This window comes from Parolsenella catena, assembly GCF_003966955.1.
In the GTDB taxonomy this organism is placed as follows: domain Bacteria; phylum Actinomycetota; class Coriobacteriia; order Coriobacteriales; family Atopobiaceae; genus Parolsenella; species Parolsenella catena.
The window spans coordinates 508,509-525,545 of sequence record NZ_AP019367.1 but is presented as its reverse complement, the minus strand read 5'-3'; the positions used below and the strand labels follow the sequence as shown (position 1 = coordinate 525,545).

The following is a 17,037-nucleotide window of genomic DNA, read 5'->3' as shown; positions in this document are numbered from 1 at the left end:
TCCCTTAACCATTCCATGATAACAAACGTTCTATCTGCACGTTTACCGATAACGCATTGCGAATCTCCCATTTGCTGAGGTACAAAAGCGGCGACGAAATGTTCGCTCGCCTCGCGACATGGAGGCACCGCAGCGCCCGGCGCGAGCGAAGCGACGAAGGACCAAGCGTTCAAAGGAGGAGAACGTGAAGATCGTAGGAGTGAGCGCCTGCACCGTCGGCATCGCGCACACCTACATGGCCAAGAAGGCCGTGGAGGAGGAGTGCGCCAAGCGCGGCTTCGAGTGCAAGATCGAGGCCCAGGGTGGCATGGGCATCGAGGACGAGCTCTCGCAGGAGGACGTCGATTCCGCAGACCTCGTCATCGAGACGATCGACGTGGGCATCGAGGGCGAGGACCGCTTCGAGGCCAAGGTGGCCGAGGGCCGTCTTCTGAAGGTCGGCACCGCCGACGCCATCTCGAACGCCGCCGACGTCCTTGACCGCGCCCTCGCGCTCATCGGTGGCGCCGAGGCCGTTGCCGCCGCCGAGCCCGCCAAGGCCGAGGTTGCCGAGCAGCCCGTCGCCAAGGCCAGCGCCGCCCCCGGCGGCCCCAAGCCCGCTGAGAAGAAGTCCATCTTCGCCGAGCCCGGCAAGACGCTGCTCAACGCCTTCAACACCGGCGTGAGCTACTTCATCCCCATCGTCGTCATCGGCGGCGTGTTCCTGGCCTTCTCGCTGGCCTCCGGCACCGCCGGCGCCAACGGCATGGAGGTCACGAACCCCTTCATGGTGTCGCTGAACACCATCGGCATGGCCGGCATCTCCATGATGATCCCGGTGCTCGCCGCCTACATCGCCTACTCGATGGCCGGCAAGCCCGCCCTCGCCCCCGGCTTCGTCCTTGGTTACCTGGTTAACAACGCGGTGACCACGCCGAACGGCTCTGCGGTCTCCACCGGCTTCCTGGGCGCCATGATCATGGCCGTCATCTGCGGCTACTTCGTCCGCTGGATGAAGACCTGGAAGGTCAACGACACGATCAACACGATCATGCCGATCCTGGTCATCCCGATCCTCACCTCGCTCGTCCTGGGCATGGCCTACATCTACGTCCTGGCCACGCCGCTCGGCTTCGTGATGGACTGGCTCACTGCCGTCCTCGGTAGCCTCCAGGGTGGCTCCGCCGTCGTCCTCGGCCTCGTCATCGGCGTCATGACCGCGTTCGACATGGGCGGCCCCATCAACAAGACTGCCTCCACGTTCACGATGGCCCTCATGGCCTCCAGCATCTACGGCCCCAACGGCATGTTCCGCGTCGCCGTCGCCGTCCCGCCCCTGGCCTGCGGCATCGCTTCCCTGATCGCCCGCAACAAGTTCGATGACGCCGACCGTCAGATGGGCGTCTCCGCCATCTTCATGGGCTGCATCGGCATCACCGAGGGCGCCATCCCGTTCGCCGTCAAGGACCTCGCCCACACCCTGCCGGGCATCTGCATCGGCTCCGCCGTGGGCGCCGGCCTGGCCGCCTTTCAGGGCATCGACTGCTACGTCCCGCACGGTGGCTTCATCGTCGCCCTCGCCACGAGCAACGTCGGCCTGTTCTGCCTCGACATCGTGATCGGCGCGCTCGTTGGCGCCGCCATCCTCGTCGTCATGAAGCCGAAGCTGGAGAACGCCTCCAAGTAGCACTCGCTTTGCACTGACATAGGCCCCGTGCGAGAAAGCGCTTCGCACGGGGCCTTCTCGTTTACCCCACGCGCCGCAAGACAGGACGGCGCGCCACCACAGAAAGGACTCGCCATGAGCGGATTCGTCAGCGAGGAGAACATCCTCCTCAACCAGCAGGCCACCACCAAGGAGGAGGCGCTGCGCACGATCTCCGACGCCGCGGCCAGGATCGGCGTCGCCGACGACGCCGACGCCGTCTACGCCGCCTTCCTCGCCCGCGAGGAGATCGACAAGACCGGCATGGTCGACGGCTTCGCCGTGCCGCACTGCAAGACCGACGCCGTGAAGAGCGCCGCCGTCATCATCTTCAAGAACGCCCAGCCCGTCGAGTGGCCCAGCCTCGACGACAAGCCCGTCGACATCGCCATGGCGCTGCTCATCCCCGACTCCGAGGCCGGCACCACGCACCTGCGCCTGCTCTCGAAGGCCGCCATGCTGCTCATGGACGACAACTTCAAGTCCAAGCTGCGCGAGAGCGACGACGCCGCCGACCTCGCCGCCACGCTCAACGTGGAGCTCGTGGCGTAAGCGCGCACGCGCATAACAGGCACCTCAAGGAGGGCACCCGGCAACGGGTGCCCTCCTTTTTTTGCGGCGCGCCGCGGCTACTGCGTCGCGGACATCTACCTCGAGTCGCCCGACGGCAGTCGCCACCTCGCCGCTGGGCGCATGCTCAGAGGGGACCTCTTCCAGAGCTGGGAGACGCTCTGCGGCGTCTCATAGCGCAAGGCTCCGGCCCAACGCCCAAGCAAGCGCCACGCGCACCAAACGCCCCTCACGCGCGCCCTCAGCGCCTCTCGGCCCTACTCATCAACGGCAAACGCAACGCCAAAGGAGCCCGGCCCGCAGTGGGACGTGATGACGTCCTGCGTGTCATACCAGCGAAGCTCCGCAAAGCCCAGCTCGCGGGCGCGCCGCTCGGCCGCCTGCTGGATGGCGAGCGGAAGCCCGCACGAGCGCACAAAGAACAGCGTGGAGGTGTCGGCCGGCGCGCCAGCGAGCATGTGGTCCATGAAGTCGAGCGAGCAGGCGGCCATCTTGCCCCGCAGCTTCCTCGTGGCCACGAGACGCCCGTCGAGAAGCTCGACGACCGGCTTGATGCGCAGCAGCGTGGCACCCACGAACGCAGCGTTCGACAGGCGGCCACCGGCGCGCAGGTAGCCCAGGTCACCGGGCAGAAAGCCCATGCGCACGCGCTTGGCAAAGGCCAGCGACCACTCGAGGAGCCCCTCGACCGTGATGTCGGGGTTCTCGCGCAGGTGCTCGACCGTCTTGCGCACGACGAGCGCCAGGCCGATCGTCACGTGGCCCGTGTCGAGCATCGAGACGTAGTCGCGCCCCTCGGCCGCCGCGCAGGCGCTCTGGTACGAGCACGTCGTGACCGCGGAGTAGGCGATGTAGAGGATCTGCACCTCGGGCCTCTCCTCGTGGATGCGGTCGAACACGGCCGAGAAGTCCGCGGGCGTGGAGCCGCTCGTGTGCGGGAGCACGCCGAGCTGGCGGCACTGCTCGAGCATCTCGGCGGGGTCGAGCGTCCCGTCGTCGATCGTGACGTCGCCTATCGCAACGTGCATGGGCACGAGCTCGACGCCAAGCTCGGCGGCCTCGGCCGCGGTGATGTCGCTGCCCGTCTCCGTGACGATGACGATGTTGGCCATGGTTGTTCCCCCTGTCGATGGCGGGCGCGGCCCGCGCGGCTGATGTACGCGACGACGGCCCAAAGGCACACTGCGGTCACGTACGCGCCATTGTTTCACACGCGAACGCGCCCGTCTGTCGATAAGGAGATGTAAACCTGATATTCGTCGCCATCACCCGGCGAGTGGCCAGGGACCCGGCTTCCATCTGGTGCGACGCCCTCGCCGCATAGCAAAAGAGGCCGGAACCACTTGGTCCCGGCCTCTCGACAATTTGGTGGGCAAAAAGGGTGCCCGCTTGAACTATATATCACGAGTTACGGGCTTGAATTCGTTTGCGGACAAAAATTAGAAATGTGCTCAAAATCGCGTAGGGCAAACAGGAACAGCTGAACTAACACTTATTAGTAGCAACTTCCAGGGCCGCCAACAGCACCGCCGCACGCCTCATGAGCACAAGAAAAGCCCCTCCCCGCCCGAAGGCGAGGAGAGGCTTGTCGCAGTTGGTTCGAGTAAGGTTCGAGCTAAGAATTCGGGGCGCAGGTGTCGCACCTATGTCGCACCTAGGGCAGCGCGCCCTCGATGACGATGTGGGTGGTCGCCTCGGTCGCAGGCTTGTCCGTCACGACTGGCCTGAGGTCGGAGTCGGGGCCTGACGCTCCCGCCGACATTGTGTCGGCGAGCATGACGGCCCACAGCGCGAGCTCGAGCGCCAGGAGGGCGAGCAGCGCCCCGATCGCGCGGCGCACTAGCCAACCCTCACGAGGTAGTCGTCGGCCTCTGGCTTGCCCGTGGCCCTGCCGACGGCGACGTAGCGCTCCTTGCCGCTAGACGCGCCGATGTAGCGGCCCCACACGTAGCCGTCGGCGACCTTGTACCAGCTGTCGAGCACGACGGTCTGGCCCTTGTGGTACTTGGCCACGACGGAGCCGGAAAGCCCCGGCTCGTCCCGGACGTTGAGCGTGTCGACCGTGCAGCGGTAGGTGCCGCCCTCGAAGCCCGTGGAGCCGGAGCCGGACGCGCCGGCCCCGGGCTCGGACGGGGCGCTCGACGCGGTGATGCCGAAGACCTCGAGGTAGACCCTCGCGATGTCGTCCACGTGCGAGTTGAAGTAGGCGAGGTCGATGGGGCTGTCGATGAAGCCGTTCTCGACGAGGCGGTAGTTGATGCCGCGGCGAGCGGCACGGTTGACGTTGGCGAGCTCTGAATGGTGCACGATCTTCTCGGCGCGGCCCGGCATCATGGCCGAGAGCCTGTCGGCCAGGGCGCGGTCGTACTCGTCCGCCGCGAAGCCGGACTTGATGATGACGTGGGCGCCGTGCGCACCCGGCACGCCGGAGGCGTCCATGTGCAGCTCGACCACGGGCGCGGAGGTATTGAGGCGGCTGATACCGCCGTCGCGGTACCAGTTGCGCGACGTGTCGCCAAGCTCGACCCCTGAGCCGCCGTGCGCCTTGATGCGGGCGGCGAGGGTGCGCACACGCTCGGCCTCGGTGTAGCCGCCTCCGTCTGCGCCGGGGTCGCCCGCGCCGTGGCCGCAGATGACGAAGAGCTTGGCCATACTAGTCCTCACCGCCCTCGTGAGACGGTCCCGGCTGCGCGCCGCCAACCTCGGGCAGGTCGGTCGCGACACTAGTAAGCAGCGACACGACGGCGGCCACGCCGGACACGGACGCGATCTGCAGCCAGTCGAGGTCGGTGAAGCCGACAGCACCGGTTCCGATGAGCGCCACCGCCGTCTGAGCAGCCGTCTTGACTGCGCGGGTGAGGGCCGCGATTGCCCATTCCTCGTACTTCTCCATGATGCTAGTCCTCCGAATCTCCCCTGATGGGGGCATTGACGATTTCCTGGTAGTAATGGGTGCCGGTGCCGTTTCCGCCCATGCCGTGGTAGGCACCGTAGACCTGCGAGGCCTCCTGCTTGACCCAGTCGGGGCAACCCTTGCCGCTGACCACGTACCGCTCGTGGAGGTCAACGAGACGGCTGCGCAGCATCGTCCGAGTACCCTCCTGCATGGCGTCCATGAGCCGGTACAGGCGCATGAGCGAGGCCGCGAGGGCCGCGAGGACAACCGGCACGGCCCACTGGACGGCCGCGCGGGCTAGTTCTTCCATTCGCGCGCCCCCACTAAGCCGTCAGCTGCTTCCATGCAGACTCGCTGCCGAACGTGCCCGGCTCGATTGTGTTGCCGTCCATCAGCGACTCGTAGACCTGGCCGTACTTGGTGACGCGGTCGCCCTTTGCGTAGGACTCGCCGCTGACCCACTCGGCGGGCGTATCGCCGCTCGCGGACGGCACGACCTTGGTCCAATGCTGCGGGTCGACGGTCGGGTCGTCTGCCGTGGCGGTGTGGCCGCTGATGGCCTTGTAGAGCGTCCCCTGCCAGAGCGCGCGATCGCCCTGGGCGTAGACATGGCCCTTCTCGTAGCGCGGGAAGAGCGCCGGCACCTTGAGTGCGTCGTCGTCGCTCAGCTTGCCCGCCTGGATCTGCGCGAGCATGAGCGCGGCGTCCTGGGCGGTCCCGGCGTCCGGCACGATCGTCCAGACCTGCCAGATGGCCCCGTCGTGCTGCTCGTAGGCGAGCGAGGTGTGGTAGCCCGCGCCAGGCATCGGCTCGGCGGCCTCGCGGATTGGCAGTCCGCTGCCGTCCGTGGTCAGGTAGACCGAGCCGCTAATAAACTGTCCATGTAACATGCGTTCTCCTTATCCTTCGATTGCTTCCCAGAGCGAGGTCGTGGCCTCCGGCTCGGTGCCGAGTCTCGGCTGGTGCGTCTGCAGGCAGCGGTAGAGCGAGCCGCCGCGTTCGACGCGCTCCCCGGCGCGGTACTCGGCCATTCCCACATACCAGGAGGGGTAGAGCAGCGGCACCATGGCCGCGTCCGCGTCCGGCAGGGACTTTGCCGCCATCGTCGCGACGGTGAGCGCATCCTCCCCGCGCGACCTAGGCTCGACGCTCCATACCTGCTCGATGCGCTCGCCGACGTCGACCAGCGTGTAGCTCGCTGCGAAGCCCACGGGCACCTCGGGCTGGTCGGTCTCCGTGACCGGCTTTCCGCCGCCGTCCGTGACGAGCCGGACGGAGGGCCCGACCGAAACTCCCCTCAAAGCCATGCGCCGCTCCTTTCTCTCGCGGGAAAAATCCCAGGCATGGTGGCGGGTTCCGTCCGTCACAACGTCTGGGATTTCTTCTCGAATCGAGGTCGAAATGTTGTTTGAAACCGCCGCGCGCGAGTACATGGACGACAAGGCGAGGCGCCTGCGCGCCTGCACCCTCGCGGGCTACGAGTCCGCGCTCGCGCTGCACGTGCTGCCGAGGTGGGGAGGGGTCGAGCTGGAGTCCATCGCGCCCGAGGACGTCCAGGCCTGGGTGGACGGGTTCGAGCTGCCGGGTGCCGCCGAGAAGGCGTACAAGACACTGCGGCAGGTCGTCCGTTGGGCGATTCGCCGCCTGGGCGTGCGGATGTACGACCCCACCGCCGCCGGCGTCGAGCTGCCGCGCAAGGCCGCGCGCCGCCCGCGCACGATGGAGGCGGGTCAGGTGCGCTCCTACCTCCGCGCCCTGTGGGGCCACGAGTGCGAGGCCGTCGCCATCTGCTCGGTGACGCTCGGCCTTCGGCGCGGCGAGGCGTGCGGCCTCAAGTGGTCCGACATCGACCTGCGCACGGGCGAGGTCCGCGTCAGGCGCTCGCGTCAGGTGGTCCATGGCCACGAGGTCGTGGAGGCGCCGAAGACGGAGCGCTCGGCGCGGTCCTGCTGGCTCCCCCGCTTCGCCGTGAGGCGGCTGCGCGCGCTGCGCAGGGGCCGCTCCGGCTGGCTCTGCGAGCTGTCGCCCGACGCGGTCGCGCGGCGCATCCGGTCGGCCTGCCGCCGCGCGGGCGCGGCCTGGACCTCGATGACGGAGTGCCGCCACACGTGGGCGACGCTCGCGGTCGAGGCGGGCGTGGGAATCGAGACTGTGGCCATGATGCTCGGCCACACCGACATCGGCACGGCCTACGAGCATTACATCGTGCCGAGGCCGCGCATCTGCAAGGACGCGCAACGCGAGGTCGAGCGGTTGCTCCTCAACGGATAGGGCATTCCGTATCCCCCGTCAAAAAGCAGGTCTTCAACGACCTCATCGTCGAGGGCTTCAAGCGCGGCGGGTGCGTGACAATCCACATCAGCGGAAGCAAGTCGCTCACGCGTGCGGTGAACCCAATCAAGGTCGCGGAGCTCGCCGACGGTTGCGCTCCGCGCGTGCGGGTCATGGCGCTGTTCGGCGTCAACGACCAGGCCTGGGGCATGGTCCGCGTCGATACCGACGGAAGCGTCTTTCTAATGCACATGTACGTACAGGACGAGATCGTGTGGAGCAAGGTTGACGTGAGCGTCACGTTCGCCGCCTAGCCGGCCAGGAAGCAGACCTGACCGGAGAAGTCGCCTCCGGCCTTGGCCATGCAGATTACGGTCCCGTCGGTGTGGACGGAAACGTATCCCGCCGAGGTGCCGTAGGAGATCGCGCCGACCACCTCGCGCGTCGGCTTCACCGGCAGCTTGCCCACCGTTCGCGGCACGTTTGCCTGAAGCGTCATGTTCTGGATCTGGAGCACGCGCAGCGGCCCGAAGCGGTACAGGTAGCCTCCCGCGAACGGCTGCTCGCCGCCGTGGGATACGGAATGCTACTAAGCTGCCGGAAACGTGGCATCCACACGGCATAGCATTCCGTATCCCGTGTCTTGGCGAGGCCGGGAATCAAACATGACGGCACGGTCACCATCCCCGGCCTCAAAGGCCGCGCGGCGGTGACCGTCGCCTTCGGGAGCGGCGCGAGCGGCGTCATGCCGACCTCGGACGGGACGCACGTCGTCGCTGCGGCGGCTGACGGAGGCGGCTCCTCGGTCGTGACCGCATACGCGACGGCGTCGATATCAGGCGAACAGGTGACCTTCAAGGACGTCATATACAACAGATACGTGTCGTCTGGTCTCGGCAGCGCGCTGATTTTCGGCGCGGGCGACGCCGAGACGATCGTCGCGATATACGGCTAGCATTCCGTATCCCAGACTCAATCGTTTTCGTCAGGCGGGGTCTCGGCGACCCGCGTCGGGCGGGTCTGCACCGTCTCGGCGACGCTGTCTGCTGCCTCGGTCGCCATTCCAGCCTGGTCGTCTGGCGTCGTTGCCACACTCCCGGAAGGCATGAGGCCGTCAACGACGGTAGGCGCCTCCGCGTTCGTCGAGACCGACACGAATATGATCGTGCCAATCGACGTCGAACACGGCGGCGCCGTCAAGATCTTGACGCGGGCCGTGACGATCACCAAGACCACGCTGATGTCGTTCTCTGTCACCTACGCCGTCTAGGCGACGAAGCAGACCTGGCCGGAGAAGTCGCCGGAAGCCTTGCTGGTGCAGTAGACGGTGCCGTCCGCGTGGACGGACACGTAGCCCGCCGAGCTTCCGTAGGAGATGGCCCCGACGACCTCGCGCGTGGGCTTTGTCGTCAGCTTTCCGGCTGTGCGGACCACGCCGGCCTGGATGGTCATGTTCTGGATTTGCAAGACACACAGCGAGCCGATGCGGTACAGGTAGCCGCCCGGAAACGGCTGAGAAGCCGTCTGGGATACGGAATCCCCGAGGGTGGCGAGTGGGGTGAGGACCGGGACGAGCAGCTTAGGCTCCCCCGTCGCGAGGCCGTCGAAGGACACACTCGCGATCGGCACGGTCACGTCGGCGTCGCCGTCCAGGATTGACCCGGCGGGCACGCTCGGAGCGGTCGCTTCCGTGCCCGGCGTGCCTTGCAGCACGGTCCACTCCACAGTTTCCACGAGCGTGGGGTTCGCGCCGCTCACGTCGCGCTTGTAGTGCACGCAGACGTAGTCGGTGCGCTTCTTTCCCTGCGTACCGGAGGCCACCTTCACGTCCTCGGGGGCCGTGAGGCCGATGTGGCGGCCCTGCACGATCATGTCGCCCGTGGCGAACCTCACTGTGTTCGCGTCAACGAGCGACGGCGCGAGCCTGCCGCCCGTCTGCAAGACGTAGCTGCCCGTGCCGACCTCGCCCGCGATGCGGCGGCCGTCGTCCGCAGAGCTGACGTGCGGGGTTCCCGCCTTGCCGGTTACCAGTTCCATGTGATGCTCCTAACCTATCTTCGTCGTGCCGGGCGAGGCCCCGTAGGTGACCGCGACGCCCGCGCCGGTCGCCGCGGTGACACGGCTCGATATCTCGACGCTCACCGTGACGTTCGGCGAGTAGTGCCGGGCCTCCACGATGTCGCCTAGGCCGAAGCTCACGCCCTCGCCGACGGTGACCTTGACGCCGCCCTCGGCCTGCATGTCCTTCAGGCGGTCCATGGCTTGGTCTCGCAGGTCGTCGCCCTCGGAGTTGTTGGCGTCGTAGTACTCCTCCAGCTCGAAGACGCCCGCCATGGCCTTTGACGTGCCCGCGTTGCCCTTGTTGTCGGCGTAGACGTCCACGACCTGACGGGACGCCAGCTCGCCCTTGCCTGCCGCCTTCAAATGGTTGGTGACGAGCAGGTCGCTCGTCAGGTCGAAGCCCACGAGGTCCGAGTCCACGCGGCCGCGCCAGTCGGTGACGGGCAAGGCCTGGAGCTCGCACGAGCCGTCGACCCACTTTGCGTCGAGGCGCAGACCAGCAGACTTCATGGCAAGGCGGAGGTTCGTCCAGGCGTCCGGCACGTCGCGCGAGCACCTGTGACTCACGGCCACGCCCGCGTCCCCGTCGGGCACGGAGAAGAACGACCTCAGCCCCAGGCGCTCGATTGCCCGCCTGAGCACGGCGTTCGCGTCGCCGGATAGCGTGAGCCAGTCCTGCCCGGCGTCCGGCCATAGCAGCCGCTTGGCGAGCACGCCAGTCCATGTGGAGCCTTTCCAGTGCAGCTCGGAGGACGCGCGGCCCGTCTTGAGCTCGAAGCCCTCGACGCGCCCGCCCATCTCGGTGCCGTCGGCGAACACTCGCCAGGCGGCCTCGGGGAGCGGCGCGTCGGGGTCGCGGACTATGAGGTCGAACGTGTTGTCCACGCCGTCGCCCCAGCCCGCGTCCATGTCCAGCTCGAAGTCGGCGAGCGGGAAGAGGGTCTTGCCCGCGCTGTCAGCGACTATCAGCTCCACGGCGGCTCGCCCTCCTCCTGGTAGTGCGTGATGTCGAAGCCGAACGAGCCGTCCCACGACACGGTCGAGGTGCCGGGGCGCAGCGGCTCGAAGCAGTACGAGCCGGAGCCCGCGCCCTCCCCGCGCACGCCGTCGGCGAACCGGTCCTCCACCTCACCGTAGGTACCGATGAGCTGGATGCCCTTCGGATGGCTCGACCCGTCGATGACGAGGCGCGAGCCGCCCGGCACCGCGACCTTTACGCTGTAGGTGTTCGAGAACTCGCCCTGCGTCACGGTCACGCGCGGGTCCGTCGCGGGTCCGTAGATCGTCAGCTTGCAATCGGCCGGGACCAGCCCGGCTACGGTGATCGTGCGGTTCGCGCCGCTGCCGCCGTAGTCGTATTCGTAATCGTGCGGGAAGTCGAGCGCGGAGCCGTCCGAGACCTCGTTGGCGTAGAAGCCCGTCGTGACCTCGCGGCTCCAGGCGCCGTCGAGCAGCAGGAAGGTCAGCTCGGTCTTTATGCCGCGCCTGCCGTACACCTCCGACACGTCGGACTTGGCCAGGTAGGCCCTCTGGCACCACTCGCCGTCGAAGGTGAGCCTGCCGGGGGACGAGTCGGCCATGTCGCGGTCGGCCTGCTCGCGCAGGGCGTCGGCCGCCTCCGGGCTGAGGTGGGCGTCTACCGTGGCCTCGCGGGCGTCGCGGGAGATGCCGTATGCGCCCCTCCACGACAGCTCGTAGGACCACTCGCGGCTCCTGAGCTTCGGCGCGGTGCCGACGTAGGCCCCAGCGGCGTCTAGCTCGATTACCTTGCCCGTCGATGACGTGTAGGTGAGCCTATGCACCAGCAATCACCGCCCTCACGTGCCGGTCGAGGTCGCGCTCGAGCGTGACCGGTGTGTACCTCTGGATGATCGCCGGCAGGTTGCGCTCGAGCCACGCGATGACGGACGCGTCGTCGCCGCCTCGCTCGACATCAATGCCCTCGCCGATGCCGCGCAGGACTCTCGGGCTCAGCGGGACCACCGCCTCGTCGTAGCGCCGGTTGTCGCCCACGCCGATGAGCTGCGGGCTGTTCGCGGCAAAGACGCCGCCGCTCTTATACCAATTCACGTGCACGGAGGGCACGGAACCGGTCTGGGCGTCGAAGCTCCCGCTCATGGAGAAGTGCGGCAGCGCGCCAACCTGGATGCGCGGGAGCGTGAGCCTGAGCGACCCGACCTCTGCTGACATCTGGCGGCAGGCGCCCATGACAGCGTTAGAAGCGGTCGAGGCAGCGCTCTTCGCCGAGTTTGCGAAGTCCCGGAAGGAGGCCTTGGCCGCCGTGGCCATGGACTGGCTCGCGAGCTTGACCTGGTCGATGCCGGAGCGCGCCTGCGAGGAGGCGGACGAGGCGGTGGAGCACGCGGAGGAGAACGCGCTCATGGCGGGCACCGCCGCGAGCAGCCCTGGCGATGCCGCGAGCGCCGCCGCCGCGAGGGCGGCGAGCCCGGCAGCCGCGCCCGGCGCGGAGGACGACACCATGGGCATGGCCACGCCCATGGCGACGATTCCGGCGGAGGCCACGACCACCGAGCCCGCAACGAGGGCGAGCCCGGCGCCGAGGAGCATGGCTCCGGCCGCGAGCAGCGTCACGCCCGCCGCGGCCACGGCAACGCCCGCGCCGAGCACCGTGAGGCCAGCGGCGGCCACGATGGCGCCAGGGCCGAGCACGAGCATCGACGCGCCGAGCGCGAGGATGCCGACCGCCGCCGTCATCCCATAGGCGGAGATGCCGGGGAGCGCCGCGCCGAGCAGCATCAGGCCGGCGGACGCCAAGAGGACGCCCGCGCCGACGAGGGCCACCGCGCCGCCGAAGGCGAGCATGCCGACGGCCCCGGCGGTGAGCGCGGGACCCAGGGCGGCGGCACCGACGGCGAGGCCGGCGACCGCGCCAACCATGGCGAGCATCCCGACGGCGGCCGTCGGGCCCGCCGACGCCACCTGGATTGCCGCCGTGGCGATGACGAGCATGCCGGCGGCGGCGAGCAGCACGCCCGCGCCGACCATGAGCACGGCGGCACCGAAGGCGAGCATCTGCGCGGCGGAGACGCCGGCGGCGGTGCCTGCGGCCGTCTCGCCGCCCGCGAGCGCGGTGGTGCCAGCCGTGGCGACCGGGGCGGTGACGGACACGCCGCCGACCGCCGCCGAGAAGGCCGTCACGAACCCGGCGATGCCCTGGGCCGCGCGCACGGCCGCGAAGGCGAGGGCCAGTCCCTGGACGTAGGGCGCGGCCTCCGCCGCGTGGTCCCTGAGCCATCCGGTCGCGTCGGAGACGCCCTGGATGACCGGCTGGGCCGCGCCGAGGGCGTCCTTGAGGCCGTTGGCCGCGTCCGTCGCGGCGTCACCGCTTGGCTGGATGCCGAGCACGGCGAGCGCGAGGCTCCCCAGCGCGCCGCCCACGTTGCCCGCGGCGGTGCCCAGCTGCCCGATGATGTCCGATAGAGTCTGGGCCGCGCCATTCTGCGCGCACGAGTCGATGAAGGCCGACACGCCATCCGTGACGGCGGTGATGGCGTCGGTCGCGCCGTTGATGCCGCCGGTGAGGAGCGGCTTGAACGCGTCGAGGACCTTCGCGCCGGCCGTGACGCCCGCGGCCTCGAGGTTGCCCATGGCGCCCTCGATGGTGGCGGTGGAGGTGGCCGCCTCCTTGGCCGCGTCGGTCATGCCGAGGTCCATGACCGCCTTGTTGAACTCCTCGGCGGAGACCTGGCCCTTCTCCAGCGCCTCGCGGAAGTTGCCCGTATAGGCCCCGTTGGCCTTCAGGGCCTCCTGGAGCTTGCCGGACGCGCCCGGGATGGCGTCGGAGAGCTGGTTCCAGTTCTCGGTGGTGAGCTTGCCCGCGCCGGCGGTCTGGGTCATGACCATGGCCACGGACTTGAACGTGTCGGCGTTGCCGCCAGCGACGGCGTTCAGGTTGCCCGCCGCCTCTGCGAGCTGGGCGTAGTTGTCCACGCCGTTCGCGGCGAGTTGCGCCGTGGTGTTGCGGATGTCGGAGAGGTCGTAGACCGTCTCGTCCGCGTAGGCCTGCGTCGAGGACGTGAGCTGCTTGATGGTCGAGTCGTCGATGTTCGCGAAGGACAGCGTGTTCGCGAACTTCTGCGCCGAGTCGCTGGCGCCCGTTATCTCGCCCATCAGGCCCTGGATGGTCCCCACGAGCTTCGAGCCGATGGACGCGGCGAGGCCGCCCATGGCCCCGGCGATTGCCGCGCCCTTGGCGCTGATGCCCTTGCCCACGGACTCGCCCATGGCCGAGCCGGCGCTGGTGCCGGCGGTGCGGAACCTCCCGAGGAAGCCGGTCCCCGGCTGCGCCGCCGTGCCGAACGCCTTGGAGAAGGCCGAGCCGCCCGTCTTGCCCGCGCCGCCCAGCTCCTTGTCCATCTTGGCCGCGAAGCCGTTCATGGTCGGCATGATGGTGACCGAAGCCGAGCCAACGTTGACCGCCATTTACGCACCCCCTTCCGGGATGCCGAGGATTCTGTCTATCTCGCCGCGCGCCGCCTCGGCGTTGGCGCGTCGCCGCTCGGCGTCCGCCCTCTCGCCGGGGGTCTTCGGCGGCTGCGGGGCGCGCCGCCCCTTCTGGCCGTCCTTGGTGCACTGCCTCCACGCGAGGAGGTTGAGGTAGTAGACCACCTGGTTGAGCATGTACTCGCCCTCGCTCCACTCGAGCGCCGGGCTCTGCCGCCTCGCCGTCCTCGACTCGCGCGGCAGCGCGTGCCACAGCATCGCCCAGCGGCGGCAGTCCTCGTCCCCGGCCTCCAGGGGGAGGTCGATGCCGTAGAACTGCCTGAAGTCCGCCACCGTGTCCTCGCGGTGGCCGAGCCAGTCGCGGGCGAAGCCGGCTAGTTTTTTGCCGAGGCGGCCTCCGCCATGGCGCCGGTGAAGGCCAACCAGTCCTCGGTCGAGCAGCCAAGCTCGTCCGGGGCGTTGCCGTCGGCGTCCGGGACTCGCCCGATGTACTCGACGAGACGGCCGCAGCAGACGAGGTTCATGGCCTCGTTCGCCGCGCGCGGGTCCTTGTCGCCGAGGCTGAGCGCGGTCTGGACCTTGAGCGACGCGAACGCCGTCTTGTCCATCTCGAACTCCTGGCCCCTGAACTCGAACTTCGTGGTCTCGCGCTTCTTCTTGGTGGGCATTCTCGCCGCTCCTTACTGTCCGGTCATTTGCTTAAAAAGGGCGCGGGGCCGTGTCGCCCCGCGCCGCATCGGATTGCCTAGGCGGCCTGGGTCTCCGTGGACTCGTAGTAGTCGTAGCAGGTGTTTCCCTGCTCGTCGGTGAGGTACTTCATGGTCAGCGCGCGCTGGCACAGCTCGGAGCTGGCGATGGTGAGTTCGTCCAGCTCGGAGGACTTGCCCTTGGGCACGACCTTGCGCCAGCGGCGGCCGTTCTTGAGGACCAGCTCGAGGATGTAGGAGAAGACGTCGTGGCTGTCGGCGTTGTGCTTGACGGTGATGAGACCGTTCTCGTCGGTGACGTTGGCGTCGCCGTACTGGCGCTTCAGCGTGGAGGCCTTGACCTCGGCGAAGGTGACCTGGGCGGACTCCACGCGCTTTGAGTTGGTGGAGTCCATGACGTCGCCGTTCATGTCGTTGATGTCGTCGGCGTCCTCGTCGATCGACTCGACGTAGCCGTCCTCGGAGATGAAGCCGAGGCACTTGAAGGCCGGGTCGAGCTTGGTCTTGATGTCGGTCGGCAGCTCCGTTCCCACGGGGGCGGAGAAGATGTACCCGCCCTTCACGCCCTTGGCGGAGCTTACGTTCGCCTGGTTGTTGGTGTTGGTTTCGGCCATTGGCAGGCCCCTTCCTTGTCTACTCGCAGACCCACAGCTGGGCCTGCACGATGTATCTTGAGCGGCCCGTGTCCGGGTCGTTCTGCCGGTAGCAGTTCGTCACTTCTGGATGGAAGAAGTTCGGCTCCTCGTCGAGGTCGCAGACGGCCGCCTTCACCCTCTCGGAGAGGGCCTGAGCGACCTTGCGCCGCTTCTTCCCGGCCCAGCAGTCGACGGCGAGCTGGACGGGCTCGAACATGGAGCCTCCCCCGCCCAGCCGCTCGACGCTTATGAAGCTTTCCGGAGCGTCCGCGGTGACCTCCACGCGCCCCGGCACGCCCACGGCTTTCGAGATCCTTCTAGCCACAACGGCCTCGATGTCCATGCGCCTTCTCCTATCCGTTCGCCGCGCCGAGCGCCTTCGAGAGAACCTTGTGCTTCGCCTCGCTGTATCGCCCGTGGTTCGTGCCCGTGGCCACGATGTAAGCGTGGTCGCCTGCTATCGGGAGCACGACGGGTTTCGTCACGAACGGCGGCTTGCGGTACTCGGACCCCGGGTAGGCGATGGTGTCCTTTGGGTGGTGTCTCGCCGGGCCGCGGACCTCACCGTTGCCCCCGGCCATGCTTACGGCCTGGGAGCGCACGCGGTCGGCCTTGCCGCGGAGCATGCTCTGGACGGCGCTTGAGTTCTTGACGGCGCTGTAACCTGCCTTGTTGGCCTTGAATTTTCCGAACTTGACGTTGCTAGCCATCAGCGCGGGTCACCTCCACGGCCAGGTTCCAGGGGCCGGGCGTGGCGGCGTCGGTCGTGCGCCGTGGGTCGCCCACCACGTCGTAGGTCTCGCCGCGCACCTCGACCGAGCAGCCGCGCAGGCTCCCGGAATAGGTCTTCGGGAAGTGCAGCGTGTAGGCCACGGTGACGCCCTCGGGGCGCGGCGCGTCCATGTCCGAGGTCGTCCCCGGGCACACGACGCAGCGCACCGCCTCGCGTGTAGGCTCTCCGAGCGTCGGCTCACCGAGGTCGTCGCGCTCCACAGTGGGACGGACTACTGTGACCACCTCCGTGGGGATGAGGCTAAGCACGGTCCTCATCCCCGATCATCGGTGCGATGGAGCCGATGCGCGTGCCCGCCAGCCCGAGCCGCCTCAGGTCGGACTTGCCGAGCCAGAGGTCGGCGGTGGGGTTGGCGAAGGTCACGGAGGCGTTGTAGCTGCCCGCCGTCTGGCTGTACTGCGTCGCGCCGGCGAAGCAGTCGGGCACGCTCACGGCGCGGCTCACGACGGAGCAGGCCACGGCCTTGTAGCCGCGGTCGAACGCCGGGTAGGCGCCCTCCACGTAGCAGCCAAAGCGGCCCTCGTAGGCCGTGAGCAGCATGTCGCAGGCGTCGGAGAGCAGCGCGGAGACGCGCTCGGGGTCTGGCGGCGTGCCGTAGCGGGCCGCGTACTCCTCGAGCGTGACGGTGAGATTGGCGGCCATCAGAGGGCCGCCAGCATCGCCTGCAGCTCGGCCTTGGTGGCCTTCCGCGGCGCGAAGCCGCCCTTGGACTCGATGACGGCCCGGAGCTCAGCCACCGTCATTTCGACAGGGGCGCTCACGGGCCGCGGCGCGACCTCCTGCTCAGCGGCGGGCTCCGTGGGCTCGGCGGGCTTCTCGGCCGGGACGTCGACGTAGCCGCCTGCGCAGAGCTCCGCGAAGCGCGCGTCTGCCAGCTCCACCTCCTCGCCTGCGAGGTGGACCGCGAGCGTCTCGCGGTCGCGGTATGGGTAGGTTACCAAGGCAAGCATTTCGTC

26 protein-coding genes are annotated in these 17,037 nt (G+C 68.3%); 5 read left to right on the top strand and 21 right to left on the bottom strand.

The annotated features are described in order from the left end of the window. Window positions 1–184 precede the first annotated feature (184 nt). Both Pcatena_RS02470 and Pcatena_RS02465 read left to right on the top strand, forming a co-directional pair. Complete coding sequence (locus Pcatena_RS02470; protein ID WP_172596354.1) at window positions 185–1,666, top strand: PTS fructose transporter subunit IIC; 1,482 nt, start codon at window positions 185–187, stop codon at window positions 1,664–1,666. 114 nt (window positions 1,667–1,780) lie between these two features. After that, on the top strand, window positions 1,781–2,236 hold the full coding sequence (locus tag Pcatena_RS02465) for a PTS sugar transporter subunit IIA (RefSeq protein WP_126421312.1): 456 nt from the start codon (window positions 1,781–1,783) through the stop codon (window positions 2,234–2,236). Between the two features lie 275 nt (window positions 2,237–2,511). Here the strand turns inward: Pcatena_RS02465 and Pcatena_RS02460 are convergent, their stop codons facing one another. From Pcatena_RS02460 to Pcatena_RS02430, 7 genes are all read right to left on the bottom strand, one after another. Next, the gene (locus tag Pcatena_RS02460; protein WP_126421310.1) at window positions 2,512–3,366 is read right to left on the bottom strand and encodes a DegV family protein; all 855 of its coding nucleotides are present in this window, start codon (window positions 3,364–3,366) and stop codon (window positions 2,512–2,514) included. A 542-nt stretch (window positions 3,367–3,908) separates the two neighbouring features. Further along, a complete protein-coding gene (locus tag Pcatena_RS02455) occupies window positions 3,909–4,094 on the bottom strand; it encodes a hypothetical protein (RefSeq protein WP_126421308.1) in 186 nt (61 codons plus the stop codon). After that, window positions 4,094–4,906, bottom strand: coding sequence for an N-acetylmuramoyl-L-alanine amidase (locus Pcatena_RS02450; RefSeq protein ID WP_126421306.1), 813 nt, complete (start codon window positions 4,904–4,906; stop codon window positions 4,094–4,096). The genes Pcatena_RS02455 and Pcatena_RS02450 overlap by 1 nt, the downstream gene beginning before the upstream one ends. Window position 4,907: 1 nt before the next feature. Further along, window positions 4,908–5,147: a holin gene (locus tag Pcatena_RS02445; protein ID WP_126421304.1), complete on the bottom strand. Its 240-nt coding sequence runs from the start codon at window positions 5,145–5,147 to the stop codon at window positions 4,908–4,910. Window positions 5,148–5,151: 4 nt separating this feature from the next. Beyond that, entirely contained in the window at window positions 5,152–5,460 is a 309-nt protein-coding gene (locus Pcatena_RS02440; RefSeq protein WP_126421302.1) for a hypothetical protein, read from the bottom strand. Window positions 5,461–5,473: 13 nt separating this feature from the next. Next, complete coding sequence (locus tag Pcatena_RS02435; RefSeq protein WP_126421300.1) at window positions 5,474–6,040, bottom strand: carbohydrate-binding protein; 567 nt, start codon at window positions 6,038–6,040, stop codon at window positions 5,474–5,476. Window positions 6,041–6,049: 9 nt separating this feature from the next. Beyond that, on the bottom strand, window positions 6,050–6,457 hold the full coding sequence (locus Pcatena_RS02430) for a carbohydrate-binding protein (RefSeq protein WP_126421298.1): 408 nt from the start codon (window positions 6,455–6,457) through the stop codon (window positions 6,050–6,052). 94 nt (window positions 6,458–6,551) lie between these two features. On the opposite strand from Pcatena_RS02430, the gene Pcatena_RS02425 reads away from it, so the two are divergent. Then, window positions 6,552–7,421: a tyrosine-type recombinase/integrase gene (locus Pcatena_RS02425; protein ID WP_172596353.1), complete on the top strand. Its 870-nt coding sequence runs from the start codon at window positions 6,552–6,554 to the stop codon at window positions 7,419–7,421. A 74-nt stretch (window positions 7,422–7,495) separates the two neighbouring features. Beyond that, complete coding sequence (locus tag Pcatena_RS02420; protein WP_126421294.1) at window positions 7,496–7,735, top strand: hypothetical protein; 240 nt, start codon at window positions 7,496–7,498, stop codon at window positions 7,733–7,735. On the opposite strand, the gene Pcatena_RS02415 is transcribed toward Pcatena_RS02420, so the two are convergent. Beyond that, window positions 7,732–7,938: a hypothetical protein gene (locus Pcatena_RS02415; protein ID WP_126421292.1), complete on the bottom strand. Its 207-nt coding sequence runs from the start codon at window positions 7,936–7,938 to the stop codon at window positions 7,732–7,734. The two genes, Pcatena_RS02420 and Pcatena_RS02415, sit on opposite strands and share 4 nt — an antisense overlap. 192 nt (window positions 7,939–8,130) lie before the next feature. On the opposite strand from Pcatena_RS02415, the gene Pcatena_RS02410 reads away from it, so the two are divergent. Next, entirely contained in the window at window positions 8,131–8,376 is a 246-nt protein-coding gene (locus Pcatena_RS02410) for a hypothetical protein (RefSeq protein ID WP_126421290.1), read from the top strand. Between the two features lie 17 nt (window positions 8,377–8,393). On the opposite strand, the gene Pcatena_RS02405 is transcribed toward Pcatena_RS02410, so the two are convergent. From Pcatena_RS02405 to Pcatena_RS02345, 13 genes are all read right to left on the bottom strand, one after another. Next, complete coding sequence (locus Pcatena_RS02405; protein ID WP_126421288.1) at window positions 8,394–8,678, bottom strand: hypothetical protein; 285 nt, start codon at window positions 8,676–8,678, stop codon at window positions 8,394–8,396. A 9-nt stretch (window positions 8,679–8,687) separates the two neighbouring features. Continuing rightward, the gene (locus tag Pcatena_RS02400; protein WP_126421286.1) at window positions 8,688–9,458 is read right to left on the bottom strand and encodes a hypothetical protein; all 771 of its coding nucleotides are present in this window, start codon (window positions 9,456–9,458) and stop codon (window positions 8,688–8,690) included. A gap of 9 nt (window positions 9,459–9,467) precedes the next feature. Then, on the bottom strand, window positions 9,468–10,457 hold the full coding sequence (locus Pcatena_RS02395) for a hypothetical protein (protein ID WP_126421284.1): 990 nt from the start codon (window positions 10,455–10,457) through the stop codon (window positions 9,468–9,470). Next, the gene (locus Pcatena_RS02390) at window positions 10,448–11,284 is read right to left on the bottom strand and encodes a hypothetical protein (RefSeq protein ID WP_126421282.1); all 837 of its coding nucleotides are present in this window, start codon (window positions 11,282–11,284) and stop codon (window positions 10,448–10,450) included. The genes Pcatena_RS02395 and Pcatena_RS02390 overlap by 10 nt, the downstream gene beginning before the upstream one ends. After that, the gene (locus Pcatena_RS08160) at window positions 11,277–13,925 is read right to left on the bottom strand and encodes a tape measure protein (RefSeq protein WP_193901400.1); all 2,649 of its coding nucleotides are present in this window, start codon (window positions 13,923–13,925) and stop codon (window positions 11,277–11,279) included. Before Pcatena_RS08160 ends, Pcatena_RS02390 begins: the two co-directional genes overlap by 8 nt. Then, a complete protein-coding gene (locus Pcatena_RS02380) occupies window positions 13,926–14,279 on the bottom strand; it encodes a hypothetical protein (protein WP_126421281.1) in 354 nt (117 codons plus the stop codon). It abuts the gene before it with no gap. 41 nt (window positions 14,280–14,320) lie between these two features. Further along, window positions 14,321–14,614, bottom strand: a complete 294-nt coding sequence (locus tag Pcatena_RS02375; protein ID WP_126421279.1) for a hypothetical protein — start codon at window positions 14,612–14,614, stop codon at window positions 14,321–14,323. A gap of 77 nt (window positions 14,615–14,691) precedes the next feature. After that, window positions 14,692–15,267 carry a phage tail tube protein gene (locus Pcatena_RS02370; RefSeq protein WP_126421277.1) on the bottom strand — a complete coding sequence of 192 codons (576 nt, stop codon included), beginning with the start codon at window positions 15,265–15,267 and terminating at the stop codon, window positions 14,692–14,694. Between the two features lie 19 nt (window positions 15,268–15,286). After that, the gene (locus Pcatena_RS02365) at window positions 15,287–15,631 is read right to left on the bottom strand and encodes a hypothetical protein (protein ID WP_126421275.1); all 345 of its coding nucleotides are present in this window, start codon (window positions 15,629–15,631) and stop codon (window positions 15,287–15,289) included. 10 nt (window positions 15,632–15,641) lie between these two features. Further along, the gene (locus tag Pcatena_RS02360) at window positions 15,642–15,998 is read right to left on the bottom strand and encodes a hypothetical protein (protein ID WP_126421272.1); all 357 of its coding nucleotides are present in this window, start codon (window positions 15,996–15,998) and stop codon (window positions 15,642–15,644) included. Further along, window positions 15,991–16,329: a hypothetical protein gene (locus Pcatena_RS02355; RefSeq protein WP_126421270.1), complete on the bottom strand. Its 339-nt coding sequence runs from the start codon at window positions 16,327–16,329 to the stop codon at window positions 15,991–15,993. The genes Pcatena_RS02360 and Pcatena_RS02355 overlap by 8 nt, the downstream gene beginning before the upstream one ends. Next, entirely contained in the window at window positions 16,322–16,723 is a 402-nt protein-coding gene (locus Pcatena_RS02350) for a Gp19/Gp15/Gp42 family protein (protein ID WP_126421268.1), read from the bottom strand. Before Pcatena_RS02350 ends, Pcatena_RS02355 begins: the two co-directional genes overlap by 8 nt. Next, window positions 16,723–17,031 (bottom strand): hypothetical protein, encoded by a 309-nt coding sequence (locus tag Pcatena_RS02345; RefSeq protein ID WP_126421266.1) that lies wholly within the window; start codon window positions 17,029–17,031, stop codon window positions 16,723–16,725. Before Pcatena_RS02345 ends, Pcatena_RS02350 begins: the two co-directional genes overlap by 1 nt. Between the last annotated feature and the right edge of the window lie 6 nt (window positions 17,032–17,037).

Coding starts and splice junctions, on each gene's coding strand:
- Pcatena_RS02465 (WP_126421312.1), top strand. CDS start 1,781: ATGAGCGGATTCGTCAGCGAGGAGAACATCCTCCTCAACCAGCAGGCC.
- Pcatena_RS02460 (WP_126421310.1), bottom strand. CDS start 3,366: ATGGCCAACATCGTCATCGTCACGGAGACGGGCAGCGACATCACCGCG.
- Pcatena_RS02450 (WP_126421306.1), bottom strand. CDS start 4,906: ATGGCCAAGCTCTTCGTCATCTGCGGCCACGGCGCGGGCGACCCCGGC.
- Pcatena_RS02445 (WP_126421304.1), bottom strand. CDS start 5,147: ATGGAGAAGTACGAGGAATGGGCAATCGCGGCCCTCACCCGCGCAGTC.
- Pcatena_RS02440 (WP_126421302.1), bottom strand. CDS start 5,460: ATGGAAGAACTAGCCCGCGCGGCCGTCCAGTGGGCCGTGCCGGTTGTC.
- Pcatena_RS02435 (WP_126421300.1), bottom strand. CDS start 6,040: ATGTTACATGGACAGTTTATTAGCGGCTCGGTCTACCTGACCACGGAC.
- Pcatena_RS02430 (WP_126421298.1), bottom strand. CDS start 6,457: ATGGCTTTGAGGGGAGTTTCGGTCGGGCCCTCCGTCCGGCTCGTCACG.
- Pcatena_RS02425 (WP_172596353.1), top strand. CDS start 6,552: ATGTTGTTTGAAACCGCCGCGCGCGAGTACATGGACGACAAGGCGAGG.
- Pcatena_RS02400 (WP_126421286.1), bottom strand. CDS start 9,458: ATGGAACTGGTAACCGGCAAGGCGGGAACCCCGCACGTCAGCTCTGCG.
- Pcatena_RS08160 (WP_193901400.1), bottom strand. CDS start 13,925: ATGGCGGTCAACGTTGGCTCGGCTTCGGTCACCATCATGCCGACCATG.
- Pcatena_RS02375 (WP_126421279.1), bottom strand. CDS start 14,614: ATGCCCACCAAGAAGAAGCGCGAGACCACGAAGTTCGAGTTCAGGGGC.
- Pcatena_RS02370 (WP_126421277.1), bottom strand. CDS start 15,267: ATGGCCGAAACCAACACCAACAACCAGGCGAACGTAAGCTCCGCCAAG.
- Pcatena_RS02365 (WP_126421275.1), bottom strand. CDS start 15,631: ATGGACATCGAGGCCGTTGTGGCTAGAAGGATCTCGAAAGCCGTGGGC.
- Pcatena_RS02360 (WP_126421272.1), bottom strand. CDS start 15,998: ATGGCTAGCAACGTCAAGTTCGGAAAATTCAAGGCCAACAAGGCAGGT.
- Pcatena_RS02350 (WP_126421268.1), bottom strand. CDS start 16,723: ATGGCCGCCAATCTCACCGTCACGCTCGAGGAGTACGCGGCCCGCTAC.
- Pcatena_RS02345 (WP_126421266.1), bottom strand. CDS start 17,031: ATGCTTGCCTTGGTAACCTACCCATACCGCGACCGCGAGACGCTCGCG.